Annotated in this window: 12 protein-coding genes and 3 pseudogenes; 4 read left to right on the forward strand and 11 right to left on the reverse strand. The window is 32.0% G+C overall.

What is annotated here, in order from left to right; all coding sequences use genetic code 11:
- Positions 1-137: 137 nt before the first annotated feature.
- A pseudogene (locus OTK00_RS10670) lies at positions 138-1,229 on the forward strand (IS481 family transposase); the annotation flags it as partial.
- A 769-nt stretch (positions 1,230-1,998) separates the two neighbouring features.
- On the opposite strand, the gene OTK00_RS10675 reads toward OTK00_RS10670, so the two are convergent.
- The 3 genes from OTK00_RS10675 to OTK00_RS10685 form a co-directional block, all read right to left on the reverse strand.
- Positions 1,999-3,291 (reverse strand): IS110 family RNA-guided transposase, encoded by a 1,293-nt coding sequence (locus tag OTK00_RS10675; RefSeq protein WP_045168742.1) that lies wholly within the window; start codon positions 3,289-3,291, stop codon positions 1,999-2,001.
- A gap of 517 nt (positions 3,292-3,808) precedes the next feature.
- On the reverse strand, positions 3,809-4,156 hold the full coding sequence (locus OTK00_RS10680; RefSeq protein WP_045170080.1) for a hypothetical protein: 348 nt from the start codon (positions 4,154-4,156) through the stop codon (positions 3,809-3,811).
- A 141-nt stretch (positions 4,157-4,297) separates the two neighbouring features.
- A complete protein-coding gene (locus tag OTK00_RS10685) occupies positions 4,298-4,582 on the reverse strand; it encodes a hypothetical protein (protein ID WP_045168843.1) in 285 nt (94 codons plus the stop codon).
- Positions 4,583-4,891: 309 nt separating this feature from the next.
- Between OTK00_RS10685 and OTK00_RS10690 the strand changes: the two genes are divergently transcribed.
- Positions 4,892-6,214 carry an ATP-binding protein gene (locus OTK00_RS10690; RefSeq protein ID WP_045168842.1) on the forward strand — a complete coding sequence of 441 codons (1,323 nt, stop codon included), beginning with the start codon at positions 4,892-4,894 and terminating at the stop codon, positions 6,212-6,214.
- 54 nt (positions 6,215-6,268) lie between these two features.
- Here OTK00_RS10690 and OTK00_RS10695 read toward each other — a convergent pair whose 3' ends face one another.
- The 3 genes and pseudogenes from OTK00_RS10695 to OTK00_RS10705 all read right to left on the reverse strand — a co-directional run.
- Positions 6,269-6,694, reverse strand: coding sequence for a PD-(D/E)XK nuclease superfamily protein (locus OTK00_RS10695; RefSeq protein ID WP_045168840.1), 426 nt, complete (start codon positions 6,692-6,694; stop codon positions 6,269-6,271).
- Positions 6,695-6,709: 15 nt separating this feature from the next.
- A complete protein-coding gene (locus OTK00_RS10700) occupies positions 6,710-7,582 on the reverse strand; it encodes a DNA adenine methylase (RefSeq protein WP_045168839.1) in 873 nt (290 codons plus the stop codon).
- Positions 7,583-8,096: 514 nt separating this feature from the next.
- A pseudogene (locus tag OTK00_RS10705) lies at positions 8,097-8,510 on the reverse strand (transposase); the annotation flags it as partial.
- Positions 8,511-9,313: 803 nt separating this feature from the next.
- Between OTK00_RS10705 and OTK00_RS10710 the strand changes: the two are divergent.
- A complete protein-coding gene (locus OTK00_RS10710) occupies positions 9,314-10,573 on the forward strand; it encodes a glycosyltransferase family 4 protein (RefSeq protein WP_045168838.1) in 1,260 nt (419 codons plus the stop codon).
- Positions 10,574-10,651: 78 nt separating this feature from the next.
- On the opposite strand, the gene OTK00_RS10715 is transcribed toward OTK00_RS10710, so the two are convergent.
- From OTK00_RS10715 to OTK00_RS10735, 5 genes are all read right to left on the reverse strand, one after another.
- Positions 10,652-11,662, reverse strand: a complete 1,011-nt coding sequence (locus OTK00_RS10715) for a polysaccharide pyruvyl transferase family protein (RefSeq protein WP_045168836.1) — start codon at positions 11,660-11,662, stop codon at positions 10,652-10,654.
- A 113-nt stretch (positions 11,663-11,775) separates the two neighbouring features.
- Positions 11,776-13,491: an IS1634 family transposase gene (locus OTK00_RS10720; protein ID WP_045168835.1), complete on the reverse strand. Its 1,716-nt coding sequence runs from the start codon at positions 13,489-13,491 to the stop codon at positions 11,776-11,778.
- 504 nt (positions 13,492-13,995) lie between these two features.
- Positions 13,996-14,496 (reverse strand): VanZ family protein, encoded by a 501-nt coding sequence (locus tag OTK00_RS10725; protein ID WP_045168834.1) that lies wholly within the window; start codon positions 14,494-14,496, stop codon positions 13,996-13,998.
- 501 nt (positions 14,497-14,997) lie between these two features.
- Entirely contained in the window at positions 14,998-16,170 is a 1,173-nt protein-coding gene (locus OTK00_RS10730) for a Coenzyme F420 hydrogenase/dehydrogenase, beta subunit C-terminal domain (protein WP_045168833.1), read from the reverse strand.
- 136 nt (positions 16,171-16,306) lie between these two features.
- Positions 16,307-17,587 carry a polysaccharide pyruvyl transferase family protein gene (locus tag OTK00_RS10735; RefSeq protein WP_052670832.1) on the reverse strand — a complete coding sequence of 427 codons (1,281 nt, stop codon included), beginning with the start codon at positions 17,585-17,587 and terminating at the stop codon, positions 16,307-16,309.
- 73 nt (positions 17,588-17,660) lie between these two features.
- On the opposite strand from OTK00_RS10735, the pseudogene OTK00_RS10740 reads away from it, so the two are divergent.
- Positions 17,661-17,999, forward strand: a pseudogene (locus OTK00_RS10740) (transposase); the annotation flags it as partial.
- Between the last annotated feature and the right edge of the window lie 84 nt (positions 18,000-18,083).

Below are 18,083 nucleotides of genomic sequence, written 5' to 3' on the forward strand. Positions count from 1 at the left end.
AGAATGTGCGAAAATAATGAAGAGAAGGTCATAAAAAGAATAGAGGCTGCCTCCATCTTGTTTGATATAATTAAAAAGTGTAATATTTCATTCAAAAGAAACATCAAAAAACTACCAGGATGGGAGGGCAGCCTACTATGAATATTATATCATACCATGAGTTAAGAAAAATATCTCCTGAAAAAGCAAGAGAATTACTCCGAAAAGTGTTTGAAGTAAATAACAAAAACGTATCAAAAACTGCTAAAATATTAGGTGTATCAAGAGCTACTATTAGAAGGGCAATTTACGGTCCTCTTGAGGATAAATCCAGAAGACCTAAAACTTGTCCAAGAAAACTTTCTTCTGAACTTGAAAATCTCATTATCCAAGAGGCTAAAAGAACAGGATTTAGATACAGACGTCTTTCACTTTATTTGTTCAGAAAATACGGAGTTAAAATAAGTGAAAACACGATAAAGTCAATTCTTAAAAGAAATGCTGTACCAAGAAAGACAAGAAAGGCAAAAAAAGGTGAAAGAAGTTTGTATGACTACGAAACTCTCATTCCATTTTCTGAATTTCAGCTTGATACAAAGCATCTTTTAGACAAAGATAGTCTTCCAAAAGAAGTATATGAACATATCAAAAAATACAATCTCCCACTCTATGAGTGGAACATGATAGACGTTGCAACAAGAACAAGATTTACAGCTTATTCTTATGAACTTTCTTCTGCCTTTGGCTTTATGTTTGTATCCTTGGTTGCATTATGGCTAAGAACTCACAATGTCAGAAGCCAAATAAGAATAAGGTTAGACAATGGAGCAGAATTTTGTGGAGGAAGCAAAAGAAAACTAAAGGAGTGGAATGAGATGCTGTCATTTCTGGGAGTAGAACTAACTCCTATTCCACCAAAAGCTAAACACTTGATGGGTATAATTGAAAATTCACACAGAGCAGATGATGAGTATTTCTTAATGATTCATGCGGAAAGATGTAAAACAAAAAATGAATTTATTCAAAGAGCCCAAAGATGGCAGGATACATGGAATTTTTTCAGACCTCATAATGGTAAAGGAATGAATGGGAGGACACCATTTGAAAAATTCAAAGACTCTAAAACTTTGGTTTCCTCCCATGTATTTCAGTTTCCTACTTTACTTCTTGATGACATTATGAAAAAGGTAGGTACTTTCTATTCTCTGTTCTGTAATAAATTAGGTGGTAAATATGTCTTCACCACGTGCCTTGAAAATTACAATGTTCACACAATCATTGTTCGTCCAATTGCACGCTGGAAATATGTACTTGCAAGATACCTGGGTGCTTTAATTTTTATAACCTTATATTCAACTGCAATATTCTTTAGCATCTACACTATCAATAAGACTGTGGGATTTTCTATTGATCACCCAATCTCACAGATAGTTTTGGGATGGCTTCTGTTTGAATTAATTGCTGTTGTGCTTTTAACTGTTACAACATTTTTCAGCACATCGTTTTCAACTCTTGCAACAGGGATACTTGTTGTACTTCTGTTTGGATTTGCTATGATAGGAGGTTTTCTGGAGCAGATTGGCTACGCAATAGCAAATTTTTCAAAGGCATCAACAACGCTTCAGACAATCGGTATTGTATCAAGTTTAATCTTGCCAACTGACAATATTTATCGTGAGATGGCAAATATTCTTTTTAAATCCAATTTAATTGACTTTTCGACCATTGACCCATTTGCGGGAATATCAAAAAATAGTGTTTACATGAGAATATACTGGTTTTTATATATATTTGTCCTAATATATCTAACTATTAAAAAGTTTGAAAAAAAGGATTTGACATAATAAAAGACCAGCTAATTAAAGTCAAGAGTTTTTTTAAAAAATTTTGACACCATTTTATGGTATAAGATTCTTTAAAGAGGGCGCAAAAAGGTAAGCCATCCATTAGAAGTTGACATAACATATGGAGGCTGAGTAGTGTTATTGTTAACTAATGTTTCGTAAACAGAACAATTGTTTATGCACTACAAACTGCAGTTTTATTAAAGTATTTTTGAATATGTTCTTCTGGAGTTCTAAGTTCAAAAGGTTTTTTATCGCGCATAACAGCAAAGATAATACAAATAATTTTTCTCATAACAGCACCTAATGCAACTTTTTTGGGCTTTTGTTGGCACTTTTTCTGATAGTATTCGAATAATACAGGATTACAAGGTTTAGAATTTCTTTTTGTTCTGATATTGGCAAGAGCAATTGTAAATAAGATTCTTCGCAAGATTTTAGAACCACGTTTAGACATTTTATTTTTTGTGCCAACAAATTGCCCCGATTGATTTACGGAAGGATCTACACCAAAGAAAGCAACAAGCTTGTTGGGTTTTGAAAATTTTTCGAAATCACCTATTTCAGCAAGGATAGTTGCAGCGGATAGAAAACCTATGCCGGGGATAGATTGAAGGAGGTTAATATTTTCCATGAGTGAAGGCTGAGATTGCGAAGATTGCTGAACAAGTTGATTTATGGCTTCAAAAATTTTGTCGATATTCTGCTGTAAATTCAGGACCATGTTAATATAGACTTTAAGCATAGTAACAGTTGCTAAGTCTGATATAGAAAAAGGTTGAAACTGTTTAGCTTTTGCGACAAGTAATTCATATTTTTCTTTGGCCCATTGATAGCTTTTTTTAGAGGTTAGCTGAATGATGGAAATAAGTTTTTCGCTGTCAGCGCCTAAGATATCGGTTGGAGTTGGGTAGTTTTCAAGTATAGCCAAGGATGTTTTAGAACAAATGTCAGGGAAGACCTCTTTGAAATTGAGCATAATTTGATCGACGACAGAAGTAAGTCTGTATTTGTAAGAGGTTAGTTCATCACTGAGGTTGTAATACTGGCGGCATAGGTTTTTCAAGCAGTCGAGGATTTCAGATGAAGGTTGTACTACAGTAGAGTCAGTAAGTCTAAAAGTTAATGCAATCCACAGGGCATCGGTTTTATCATTTTTTACTTTTCTAACTCCCGCATTTTTGATAGAATTAGATTGGATGGGATTGATAATTGAAACATCCCAGCCATTAGAAGTAAAGAAGCGGGAGAGGATTTTGTGGTAATGCCCTGTGGCTTCCATGACGATGATAGGGCGTGCTGCGAAATCCTCTTCAACTTTTTTAAGGATTTCAATAGCCCTATCAAAATCAGAGGGATTATTGTGACGGATAGTCAAGCGGGCAATTATTTCATTTGTAGGAGATATAATCACCATTTCGCTGAAATACTTGGCTACATCAATCCCGGCAATAGGTTTTAGATTCATAGCAATTAAACCTCCCTGCAAGTGATTTTGAAATTGAATTAGGGCATGAGTTTTCCATTCCGAGCAAAGGTAAGTATACAACCTTGCACGTGATGCGAGGAACCAGCTTTGATTAGGATCTAAGCTGGCCTCAACCAGCCAAATAGTTTAGACTTACCTGGAATGGAATAATAATCTTTTTCACGGGTATACGGAAAGAAGTTCCGTTCCCAGGGGGCGCGTACAGGTAAATTCCATGCCCAGATAGAAAGAATTATATCAAAGTTAGAATGGCTGGCAAGAGGCCAGCGTTAAAGTGGCTAAAGATTAGAAGCCACAAGCAGCAGGAAGAGACTTTGCGCTGCTTTCCTCTCAAAGAGGTAGTATTTGAGATGTTATTTTAAGGATGAGACTCAAAATCTTATGTTAACCGAAACTTTGGTTGTTATTTTATTAGAATTTTTTTGATGTGTCTTACGAAAATAATTATACAAGGGGCTGTGCTTTCCTCTTTTCAAGCCAGCCCCATTGATATCAATCAAGAACTTTTTTGATTTTTCAGCTCTTCCAAAACCTCATTCGGATTCACTCCGAATCTCTCAAGTGAAGCAAGAATCCCCAGACACACTGTAATATGAGCAAAAACCCTTTCTGCTAACTTTTTCCCTCTCTCAACTGTAGAAAATTCTATGTAGCTTTGCAATTCGCTCTCCACATCCTCTTTAGAAGAGATGAACATTTCTTTTAGCTCATCAAAAGACCTTGCAACAGGCCCAAGCTTAATATAAGTCCTTTGTGAACTCTTAGTAGCAGTCCACTTTAGATACAAAATAATAACAGCAATGCCCCCTACAAACCCGGTTATAAAAATAAATGTGTTATACAAATCATCACTCCCCTTCAAACTTGATTATACCACATCAAACAATCTGTTTTTTTATACGAATTACAAATTGTTTAAAGAATAACTACATTTTATTAAACTCACCTCCTCTCTTTTATGTTATTTTAAATTTTTGCAGGAATTTTAATACATTCTGATAGGAACTGTGCTGCGCCCGTTTAAGACAAACCTGTCATGCTGCCAAATGGACTTGAACAAGAAAGGCAAATCGTAGAACTTCCTTTGAAGATGAGGTTTTTGCTTGTAATGATGCAGACAGAACGGTTTTGTTGAAGATTCATTGTATTCTATAAGCCATTCATCACAGATAGTTCTCACTCTCACAACCCAGGGTGTAACCTCATACACTCTAAATCCGTACTTCTGAGCCAGCCTTGTTGCTTCTTCGAACAACCAGTTCTGGCTCAAAAAATCACATCCTTTCTTTTGATATTTTATTTTCAATCTTCTAAAAACTTTTTACTTTTTTCCTTTTAGCACTCTGCCCTCCTTTCAAATCACAATCTGTTTTTTATACTGCAAAAAGTAGCCAATTTTTTATTATATGCAAAACGGTATTATAAAAAAGTTCAAATTTTATGCGAAGTTATTAAACAAGAATTGGCTTGAAATTGAAACAGGGTAATTTAAAATAGTATAATATCCTGTTAGTAACTCATTTTTCAAACGTCCAAACCATCTTTGTCAAAATAAATAGCAAAGGAGACAATGTAAGATATGAGTGAAAAAATAAAGATTTACAGATTGTGTTTCGAAAGTCTAAAAGTTTACCGGAACCTTCTTGAGGATATGGTGCTTAAAAATCTGTACAATCTTATTTGCCACATTGACGACCAGAATCAGGATTTTAAAAAAGTTTTAAACCTGTACAGTACATTTTACTATAATCTTTTAGAAGCGGGTAAAGGATGCAGTCTTAAAGAATATATTATCGAAAAGATTTTATTTGGTGAAAATACTTTTGCAAAATTAGCATCAAATGCTATCGGTAAATCAATGATAGACCAGTTTATCAAAAAAGCTGCAAGCTGCGATTTGGACTGTCTTGAGTTCATCTCAAATTTCTCTGCAAAAGAAATAGAAGATTATCTAAAAGAATCTTCTGCTATACCCGATTTTTTAGCCGAAAGTTTTCTGGATGTCAAAGGTACAAATACTATGCCGCAAAATGCCAATGATAATTTTATAAAAATCATCATTGAAAAGTTTTTGAATGTATCCCCCTGGAGCAGTTTAATTGAAGATCTTATAGAATTTTACAAACAAAATGGTTATGGGATTTTTGCAAGATACAAAGGCTTTTCATGGGATGGTGAAAAGCTTATCGGCATTGAGAATTTAGATCCAGTAAGACTTGATGATCTTGTAAACATTGAAAGGCAGAAAAAGATTGTTGTCGAAAACACTCTGGCATTTTTAAGAGGTCAGAGAGTCAACAATATTCTGCTATATGGCAGCAGAGGAAGTGGTAAATCTTCAACTGTTAAGGCAATTTTAAATGAATTTTATCATATGGGTTTAAGAATGGTTGAAGTTTTTAAAGACCAGCTTTATACCTTCCCGGAGTTAATAAGAATATTAAGAGATGTGCCACTTAAGTTTATAGCCTTTGTAGATGATCTGTCTTTTGAAGACATAGAAGAAAACTACACCAAACTGAAAGCCATTTTGGAAGGATCTTTGGAAGTAATGCCCCAGAATGTTGTAATATATGCAACATCAAACAGAAGACATTTTGTAAAAGAAAAATTTGATGACAGAAACACCTTTTATAGCGATGAAGTGCACTTTAAAGACACCCTGGAAGAAAAACTTTCTCTTGCTGACAGGTTCGGAATAATAGTAACATATACCTCTCCAACCCAGCAGGAATACCTTTCAATTGTTGAGGAGATTGCAAAGAAAAGGAGAATTGAAATTACAGAAGAGCTCTACAATCTTTCTCTGCAGTGGGAGATGAACTACAACGGCCGCTCAGCAAGAACAGCCAAGCAGTTTGTTGACTGGTACGAAATGCAGATTAAAATGGAAAAGGGCTAAGGCATTGGCAGATTTGCACTTAGCCCTTTTGAGTTTTTTAATATCTCTATACTTTTATAGCAATTTTAAATTTGCTCTTTTGACAAAATCTTCAAAAGATATTATTTCTACTAAGTTTCCCTCTTTTATGTAGTCAACGTGCTTTTGATTTAGATAAAAATCTTTTGCTTTTTCAGTATACCCTGTTCCGCTGATTACAATGTAAGCTTTTTTATATTTTGAATTTTCTTTCAAAATTTTCACTAAAGTGATTATCTCATAAACTATTTTTTGCTCTGCAGTCCCACGTGTTTGCTGCCATTTAGCACTTATAATTATCTCATCATTTAAAACAAAGTCAGCTCTATATTTATTCCCAAAGAGATCATTGCCAACTACAAATTGTCCCTTAAAAGCACCAGCATAATTTTGCAATAAAGCCTGTTCAATAAGCTTCTCATGAACTTTTCCAGTTCGAGTACCTCTTCCACCGGGTGACACAATAACACCTTCTTTTCAATAATTAGTTATAATAACTTCTTTATGCCCAGTCCTTCTTTCTGCACTTGAATTAATAAGCCTTTTTGCTTCTATTACCTCAATGTGGTAACTTCTATAAAGATCTCTTATAAATTCTGAATCTGAGTTGCTTATCATAACAAAACAACCCTTTTTGCTCAGGTTATCACAAACATTTTTCAGTCTTACTTGCTCCTCTTTTGTAAAACCTGCAACTGTGTAGTCAGTAAAATTAGCTGTTTTTGATACAGGCATGTATGGAGGGTCAAAATACACAAAATCAAATTTTGAAGCTTTCTTCACCGCTTCTTCAAAGTCTGCATGTAAAATTTCAACAGATTGTAACATATTTGAAAAGGCAAATACTTCTTCTCTACTTGGCATTTTAGGATTTTTATATCTTCCAAAAGGAACATTGAATTCGCCTTTGGAATTCACCCTGTAAAGCCCATTGTAACAGTGTCTGTTCAAATAGATCAATAACACTGCTTTGAGTAAGTTTTCATTTTCGATTGCATCTACATTTTTTATTTTAATAGAATTGTAAAGCGCCCTTGCTTTGTAGTAATCCTCTTCGACATTCTTAAAATCTAAATTTTTTATATAGTAAACCACTTCATCCGGATAATATTTAATTGCAGTGTAAAGGTTTATGAGTTCAAGATTAATATCAGAAACAATGGCATTCTTTAAAATTCCTCTATTATAAAGCTCTATCAAAAGTGCTCCGCCACCCAAGAAAGGCTCAAAATATGTGGAAAAATGGCTTGGCAGCTTATTAAGTAAACTCATTATTATCTGCCTTTTGCCACCCGCCCATTTCACTATGGGCACAATTTTTTGATGGAAAGAAGTAATTTGAGTCCTCATTGCAAAATCATACTCCAGATTTAAAATTAACTTTTGTTTTAATTATACCATACATTTGTTTGGTGTGCAAGAAATAAATTTTTCTTCTCTAAATTGCAATACTAATCTAAATTGCAATATTAAATGCAACACTTTTTTGTGATGAAACTGGAAATTATAACTTGATTAAAGCAACAACTGTGTATGATATTAGCTGCCAATATTTGACAGCTTCCCTGCAGGAAAGCTGGCGGCTGCTATTTTGTACTATATTTCCCTCTATCTATATACGCCACCTCCTATGCCTCTACCAAAAATTTCTCTATTACCTCTGTTTCGCATATTTCCTTCATCTCCACTAAAAACCTTTCTATACTGCTCTTGTAGTTGAATATCCTCCTTAAGAAGCCTGTTGTACCAATCTTGTATCCTCTTTATTGCCTCTCTCGATATTTTCTTTTATTTCTTTACCCTTAGGTAAAAAACGCCTTATCAATCCATTCATGCGCTCATTTGTCCCCCTCTCATACGCTTTGTATAGCGTCTTTGTACAAACCATTTCATCTTTCCTAAACCCAAGTTCCTGTCTACAATATCCAACTACTGCATCCGGTGATCATTTATCTTTCAGTATCTTTTCTTCTGCAAACTTTAAAAAGCTTTCAACCTTTAAAAATTTACTCTTTCTACCGCATTTTGCTCTGTTTTTCTCATACATAGCCTGACAGCTTTAGGCAAAATATTTTTCATATGTACTCAAATCACTCTTCATTTGAGTCACTGTGCCTCTTTTAACTTCTCTTGAAATTGTACTTACATTCCTGCCTATCTTCCTTGCTATCTCTCTTAAGCTCTTACCATCATTTAGTAATATTTCTATTTTACCTCTCTCTGCTTCACTTAGGTGTTTAAAACTCCTCTTATTTGTGGTATTATTATTACAAGCCATAGCTTCAAACCTCCTGTGTATGGTTTTGTCTTTTCAACTAATATCATACACAGTTTGAAGCTATGGCTTCAATATTTATTGCCCCTGTTGCATTTAATTTTACAACAAACATACAACAAACATTGAGAATTTGGATGAATAAAACTCTTGACAGGTTCTTTAAAAGATGTTTAAAATAAAATTGTGTATTTAACTAAAGGAGAACAATTTAAAAAAATGTATCATAGTTTATAATAGTTAAGAATATGATAACCAAGCAAATAATTAACATGTACCACATATCCTTATAAACTAAATTTAAACAGAACCTGGCTAAGATTTGTTGGATTGCTATTTATTTAAATGACCAGAATAAAAATACAATCAATAATTTTTGCCTATCTGTCCTGCTATCTTGTCTTGCAAATTAATTGATTCATCCTATAACAGATTTCACTTAGATCATTGGTTTTAAATAAGCTTTTTTGAAAGTTTGATAATCCAAACCATCAAAAAGTCTTGGTTCATCCTGCTTAAAGGAAGAAGAAAAGTAAATTTAATTAAAAATGACTCTTAGAATAGACTTCAAGCTTTTTATTCCAAGAAAATCATCTGAAATTTTTTCTGTTTCTTTCAACTGACGGATATTTACACATCAAGTCAGGATTAATTTGAAAATCAAACAGTCTACATGCTATGTTGTTTTAATTTTGATTGATTTGGGGTCGGTAAAAATATTCTATGCATTATTTTTTCTTGGCAAATAAGTCAAGACTTTGCATTAAAAAAATATAGAAAATTATGGTAACAAGGGGACAGGTTAAATGAACATTTTGTTGTCTGCTTATGCATGTGAACCAAATAAAGGTTCTGAACCAGGGTTTGGTTGGAATTGGGCATGTCATTTATCCCAGAGAGGGCACAAAGTTATAGTTCTAACAAGTGAAAGATATAGAACAAGTATTATCGCAGAAGTAGAATTACATAGAGAAAAATATAAAAATCTTTATTTTATATATGTTAAAGAACCACCTTTAGAAAAAATTTTTGGAAAGAATGAAATAACAATAAGATTAAGGTATATAATGTGGCAATACAAAGCATTTAAACTGGTCAAGAAACTAAAGCTTGAAAATGAGGTTGATATTATCCATCATGTAACATGGGGAAGTTTGCAAATGGGTTCTTTACTGTGGAAATTGAATAAACCATTCGTATTTGGTCCTGTTGGAGGCGGTCAAACATCATCAAAAAAATTTAAAAAATATTACGGTATTAAATGGTATATAGAAATATTAAGAGATTTTTATACCAAATACTTTTTTAGATTTTTTTCAACTTCAAAAGCAGCCTCAAAGAGTGATCTAATACTTGTGACCAACGAAGAAACTCAAAAACTGGCACAAAAAATGAAAGCTAAAAATACTAAGTTAATGCTTGATAGCGCTTTAAAAGAAGAGTTTATCCCCGAACAGTTTATTGTTCGTAGCAGTGGTTTGCATAACAAAAAAACAACTGTTTTATGGGTTGGCAGGCTTTTAAAAAGAAAAGGTGTAGGTTTGTTGATTGATGTGGCAAAAAAAATAAAGGGAAAAAATATTGAAATAGTTGTAGTAGGTGATGGTGAGGAGAAAAAACTTATAGAAAATGAATTGCAAAAAGACAATAATTTACCAATCAAATTAATAGGACATGTTAAATGGCAGGAGATAGCAAAGTGGTATTCAAAGGCAGACATATTTGCTTTTACAAGTTTGAGAGATTCATTTGGTATGCAACTTTTAGAAGCAATGGCATTTGGACTACCTATTATTTGTTTGAATCAACATGGGGCACGTAATTTTGTTCCTGATAATGCAGCAATAAAGATAGAGGTAGAAAATAAAAGTTTGGATGAAATAATAGAAGAATTCGCCAGTTCAATAATGATTTTAGCTGAAAATTATGAACTTAGAATCAAATTGGGTCAAAACGGTTATAGATTTGCACTTGAAAATACCTGGAATAAACGAGCAGAAGAGATAGAAAAATACTATTATTCTATAATCTACAATAAAAATTTGCAAAATAGTGTCGTTAACTGATAATAAATCACCCCGGCGTAAAATACCTGAAAGCAATAAAATAAAGTATCATTAAACAAAAAAATCAGCTCCTCCATTTTATAATGAATTTAATAACTTTACAAACTCGAGCTCATAAGCTCGAATATTATATTCATCTATCTTTACATCTGTTCTCCATTCACTGTTGATGAACAATGGCAGCTTGTCAATTTTTTCTCTCTCCAGGATAGGAATATTATGCTCTTTATTAAATGATTTTGCTCTGTTGTCAATAGCTATAATTAATGTTCTTTTCTTAAATTGCAAAGCTCTAATACCACCATGAAGTCTTGTCCCCACATAATCTATGTTCTCCTCTTCTTTCAATAACTTATCATACTCATTCAAATTACGAGCAAGGACCTCCACCTTTTTAATATCCCTGCCAAGCAAATCTTTCAAGTAATCGTAATCACTTATTCCCTGTGGCCATGCAAAAATCTCATTGTAATTTTCCAGTAATATTTCTATCATTTTTTTGTCATAAAAATAATCTCTATCATAATCGCTGACAGTAAATATAACTTTTTTACTTTTTTTTGTTGGTATGTTTTTACAATGGTTTTTATTTAACTTCCACAAAGTAGGACATCCAGTATTAACAACATTATCAACACCCCACTTTTTTAAAATATTTTTGGAAATTTCATCACGTACACTGTGGATAAATTCCCGGTTTATAATTCTCTGCCACATATAAGTTGAATAAATTCTTCTTATCAGTTTAAGTTTACTTTTCTGTGAAAATTGTGTTCCGACACCAAGTAAAATAATATCTTTTACATACCCCAATTCGTAAAATGCTATCCTCCAGCAATTAAAATGTTTAAATGGAGTAAAAAGCATATTAAAAAGATTTGTTCCACACAAAATTTTTAAATCCGATTTAGTTAATATACGCTTCTGCTCTGCAGTAAGAGGAAGATGAGTAGGCAAATAATAAATTTCAATATCTTCTTTTTTTAGCTGATTCATTATTCTATCAAACCACTCTTTAATCGATTCCATAATTATTTCATCACCCAAGTTGTCACTGCCTATACTTGTATCCAGCAAAGTTATTATCATTTTATGTGATTACCTCCTATTTTGCACAATTATCTTGACTTTGTCAGTTGAAAATTTAAAAAGCTTGAGAGTACTGGGATTGGAAATAAAAGAGTGGGAAATTTGTCACTACACTATTTCCTTACCCCATATTTTTCTATTGCTTCCTCTATCATCATCAAATTCTTTGGCATATCTATCTTCATAACCTGTAATATCTCCTTCGCTTCTTGCTCTATCTTCGCCTTCAGTAAAATCTTCTTCCCTTCTACATCTATTTGCATAAAATTCATCGAATTTATTGCTTCCTTTATTTTTTCACTACTCATATCTTTTCCTTTTTCTCTTAATTTAAATTCCAATGTCCTTTCTAACAGAAATACCAAAAAACAAACTACAAAATGTCCTCTTATTCGTTTCTCGGTCCAATGAAAAATGGGTCTTACCTCCAAGGAACTTTTCATCACCCTAAATGATTCCTCTATTTTCCATAAATCATGGTATGCTCTTAAAATCTCTTCAGCTGTCATGTCTAATTTACTTGTTTGAATTGCATAATACCCATCAAATCTTTCATCTTCCTTTATCGCTTCTTCATCAAGTTGATACTCCTCTTTACTGCTCTTATTTACCCGCTTTAAAAACTTCTTCCCTCCCCTTTTCTCTAAAGCCCTGATTTTACTCGACTCCTCTAAAAGCTCTTTTGCCTTCTTAATAAGCCTTTCCCTATCCTGCTTGTCTTTTTTAGCTCTTTTGCTTGAATAGGTTATCACCATCTTCTCTTCTAACTTGTACTTTTTGCCGTTTTCATCTTTTACACAATTCTCATAATCTATTATTTTAAATTTAAATTCTTCTTCATAAATGCTTTCAAAATCCTTATTTGCTAAGTATTTATATCCATCATCGTTAAATACTTCTTCTAAAACTATTTTGCTCATGTTCTTAAGCCTCGACGCCACAATATAGTCGTATCCTGCTTCCTTTATTATCTTAAGATTTAAGCTTTTGTTTATGCCTTTATCTGCTACTATTACAACTTTGTCTATACAAAATTTCTCCTTCAGTTTCTCTAAAATTTTTATAATAGTCTTGCTATCTATAGTATTACCAGGAAAAAGCTCATACCCAACAGGTCTTCCTTCTTTATCTATCAGCATTCCCATTACTACCTGTACTTCATTGACTTTGTTGTCTTTGCTAAATCCACACATCCTTAGACTGTCCGCTTTTACCCTCTCAAAGTAAAAAGTTGTAACATCATAAAACACAACATCTACCTGAAAGTTAAACAATGTCTTGTTCATCTGGTAAAGATAAATCTCCAGTTCTTCCTTTGCCTCTGCTAATATATCTAAGCTTCTGTAAAGATGGTTTAAATCAATTTCCTGCAATGGAAAACCAAAATATTGATGTCTCTTTTCATATGTTTTAAATTTACTAACTGGTTGCAGTAGTCTTTGAACTGTCATTAAAAAACTTACAATGTCAATATCAAATTTGATTTTGTATCGTCTTAAGCAGTATTCTTCTAAGAATTTGTCTATTTTAAAAAGTTCCCACAGTTTGCGACAGACAATATGTCCGTAGTTCAATATTGTTTCTTCAGAAATATTATCTTTTGTCAATTCCATGGTGGCATTTTTATTTTTTTCTTTAGCAAATACTTCATAAAGTTTGTCTACTACATTTACAAAAGTCTCATTATTTTTTAAAAGATCATGTCTACCGAGGTTAAGAAGGACTTTTTGTTTTATTTTGCCATTTTCTCTATAATTATGGACAATTTTAACATACTCATATCCATCAGCTTTAGTAATTTTAACAAATAAGAAAGACCACTTGAGAATGTTTTTGGAATATCATACTACAAAAATATCAATAAATCAAGTCATGTTAGGATAAAAATGGAAGTTATTTGTCCCTACATGACAAAAAATTTTTTATTTTTTTTGGTCCGCAAACCCGCATAAATTAAAACTTTTACATTTTTTGGACCTCAAAAACTGACAAAGTCAAGATAATTTAGCTAACTTTTCATCTTTTGTTCCTTTTACAAAAAGGTAATGCAAAATTTAAGAGTCTATGGTAATATTGTATTGAGCTATTTCCTATCCCTCCAGTTAGATTTTTGTTCTGTTTCTATTTCTATTCTAACCAGAGGGTGGGGAATGGCTCAACCACTTTTTACACAATTATATAGACTTAACTGATTTTAGAGCATAAAAAATTAAAAGACAATAAATAATATGTAACATAAGAAAATTTAAAGGAAAATTTCAAAGTAATGCCATCGCCCAATTTTTTTAGAAAGTTAAAAAATGGACTTGTGATAGGCATTTTTCTGTGGGTGATTATAATCGTTTTGATGAAGATTCTGTTTTAGTCTTTTGACATATTTTGAAGATTAATTCATAAATTATAATTCCTGTAAAAGCTCCAATACCATCAATTAAAACATCAGTTGCTTTTGCACCTCTCCCTGGAACAAAAACCTGGTGTATTTCATCAGTTGCAGCATAAAGAAAGCAAAACATTAAAGAAAAGAAAAAGGCTTTGCAGCCTTTAATTCCACTTATTACAAATGCATTGATCACCAATATACCTAAAACCAAATACACTGCCACATGGGCATATTTTCGTATAACATCATTGAGCTTTTTTAATGCGTTTCTTCTTGGTTCAATTTGAATGTTGGGAATACTTACCTTTTGTGTTGCCTTAACAACTTGCTTTGTCACACTTTCGCTAAGCCTATTGGAGTCTTTTGCAGGCTGGGAGGATAAAGAGAATATAATTAGCAACCATAGGATGACAATTATCCAAGATAGTAATTTATGTGTTTTTTTGTTCATACTATAAAAGTCCCCTTTTTAGTAAGATTATATTATATATTTTAGTCATAGTCTAAAAGATAGTTTAAGATAGTCTTAATAAATTAGAAAGTATTGATAGTTATTTTTTATATTAAAGATTGACTGACAAGATTCGTAAAAATAATATTGATTCTTATAGCTTTTATTTAGATATTCCTCTCTTAAGCGGTTTGCTTATTTATTAATAAATATATTTAGTTATAACGTAAATAATTTAAAAAAATCTAATATCATTGCCATTTGTATATATTATCTTAACAATATTACAAAAATTACTAATCGCAATACAATTGCCTTCTATATACCTGTTAACTACATTTCTATCACCTATTATCGCACCATTCTCAATCGTTGAACTTTAAGTATTGTAACATTACAGCCTATCCATCATACATTGTTCTTGATGACAACTGGCTTATCTTCATTATTTATTTCATCTTTACTCCATTATATTTTTAAATTGCATACTCTCATCTCTCCCTACGTATCTGCATGTAGCATTTTTTTCAACTTATTTTTTGCAAAAGCATAGATTTTACTCAATAACCGAATTATATCATTTTGAGTTTTAATTTCTTTATTAACTACTTCATTGAATCCATTTTTTCTTATCATTTCTATAATGTAATCTCTTTGCTTAGGTCTTTTATAATAACCTGAACAAATGCGAATGTTATGCTCAATAGCTTTATCTTTCTCAACTTCTTTTAATTCAATTCTATTGTTCCTTCTCAATTCTTCAATGACATGTATTCCAACTGAATTATTTGCAATAATTAAAGAAACCCCCTCATCTTTTATATCATATTCTTTTTCAATCCCCCAGAAATCCCCGAGTGTAATATCACCCTGTCTTGGTAATCTGCTGAACGGACAAGAATAACAAGCCTCATTTAGATAATAATTCTTTAAATATCCTACAAAGAATTTATCCCTATAATGTACATTAGAAAACTTTCTTTTTTTGCCATAATAAGTTAAACTATAGTTTCTCCAGCCGGTAATTTTATCTCGAAAATCCACTTTCTTAATCTCATCATTAAAAGATTTTACAAAAGATTTAAAAGGAATATAAGAAGATACACCATGACATATTAAATCACAAGTTATTAGTCTCTGATTATTGACAAATTTTTTCAAACCCGCAACTTGACATGGAGTGCCTACAAAAAGAACAATTTTTTGAGTATTTTCTAAAACTTCTTTGATTTCTCTGTAAACCAAACCTACTTTACTTTGAATATATTTAGATCCTCTCAATAAATACAATTTATCGACTGAATCTACCTTAATATGTTCTACTTCCAGAAACTCATCCCAAGCAGCCCCATATACTATGCCACCATTTTCTAAAACGTACAAAGCAATTTCGCTAAAAACTCCACCCGATGAAGAACTTTTTCTAATCTGTTTGTTTCTACTCCACCCCATATAGAACTTAGGTTCAGCGTTATTTAAATATTCAGGATATAAAGCCGGGCATTTTTCTACACAAATTCCGCAATTAGCGCATTTTTCCTTTGAAATAAAAGGCTTATAAAAACCATCATCAGTCATTTCTATCTCAATAGCTTGATTTTTGCAAACATTGTAACATGCATAACAACCTGTACACATTTTTTTACTTATTAAACTTAATTTAATTCTATCCATAAAATTTCACCTTTTCTTATGTTTTAAATATGTAATTTATTATTAAATTCTCTAATTTATTCCAATAAATGCTAAATAATTAATTTTTGTCTTATCTATTCCTAAATAATATTCTGCATTATATTATTACATTCAATTACAAATCTTTGAAAATAATATTCAATACTTCCCGCGCCTTTTCTGAATATTCTGGCATTTTCCCCTTCAGTAATTCTCTTAAATAATTTTCGTTTTTGATTATATATTCAAAAGAGTCAATTAAAAAATCTTCCTTTGCATTCCTTATGTCAACCACATAATTTTCTTCCGTCCCGAATATATCCCTTGCAATTCCTTTTGCCTTAGTACTATATGCGATAGCAAGTGTAGGCACACCTGTAGAATAGGCAGCTATTGTTGAATGAGTTCTTGCTCCGACAAAAAAGCGAAGTTTACTTATGATATACTTCAATTGGGAGGCTGTATACTTTTTTTCAATAATTCTAATTCTTTCTTTACCTCTTTCCTTATATTTATTGTAAATATAAGATAAAATATTAAAATCATTTTGATAAACACTATTTTGCTGCATAACATGAGGTATCAGCACAATATTAAAATTTGTTTTTTCCAAAATAAATTCAATAAATTTATATATTTCTTTCTTCGTTTTTTCAGCTTCACTTGTATAACTCAAAGCTAAAGGACTTAAATTTATACCGACACTATTTTCTGGAACAAATTCATCAACACTTTCTATTGTAAGTGTAAAAGCTGGATCAGGATATAAATAAATATTTGAAAGACCCTTTTCTTTTAGCATACCATAAGATATCGATTCTCTTGTAATAATAAGGTCAAATAATTTTAAATCCTCCAACGTCTCTTCATCTAAATTAAACTCTTCAAATGAAGCTCCCCAAATAACTAACTTTTTGTTTAGAGCTTTTACTTTTTTATCAATACTATTTAATAGGTAAATTAAATTCTTATCATAACAGTAATTATCGCCACCAATAGAAATGCAGATATCACTTGATCCAATATACTTAGTCAAATGGGATGTCTTTAGGTTCGCTGATAAATTATACTTTTTGCACATTTGAGCAATTTTGGCTAAATATTTATTAATTGAAAGATAACTCGGAATATGCCTCACATAATAATCTATTTTTATGTCATTTCGCCTTTTATCATTTTTATAATCAAACGTAGCAAGTATAAACTTTACTTCATCATTTATTTGTCTTATTGTCATTTCTGTTATACTCTTAACAATCGCTTCGCAACCTCTATTATAAAATGAACCTTGACCAAATAAAAACACATTCACTTTCTTACCTCCAAAATTGTATTTTAATAGCCTTTTGTAAAAACGCTCAAAATGATCGTTATCAAGCTCTTTAAAACTTCTAAAAAAGTCTTCCTTCCTCTTCATAGATAGTGTAAAATTTATCTATATAAAACACACTTTCTATGATGAGGAAGATAAAATGTTCAAAAACTAACACCAACAATTATCTTTTCTCGATCTCTGTGAGCAGGTTAAAAACGTTGCTCTCAATAAACCACACACTTTGCTCGGCTTCTTCAGCAATTTCATTGATTTAAACCAGTTCATACCTGCATCCTTTTTCAAAACCTACTACAAATACTTCGGAAGACATAGAGATTTCTCTTCGCAATCTATGCTCTGCGCTTTCTTCGTACAAAAAATCCTCAAACTCCCTACATTAACTCAACTGCGCGCTATCCTACTCAACTCCTACGAGCTCAGAATCTTTTGCAACTTCAATAAAATTCCTTCTATCTCTACCTTCTCAAGATTCAGAAAAATCTTTTGCTCTGAATATGTTTGCTAATGGCCATTTCTGCTATGCTTACAAATTCTCTATTCTAACCAATGGCTTCGGTATTGTCCCCACTTTTGATAA

Source organism: Caldicellulosiruptor morganii, from assembly GCF_026810225.1.
In the GTDB taxonomy this organism is placed as follows: domain Bacteria; phylum Bacillota; class Thermoanaerobacteria; order Caldicellulosiruptorales; family Caldicellulosiruptoraceae; genus Caldicellulosiruptor; species Caldicellulosiruptor morganii.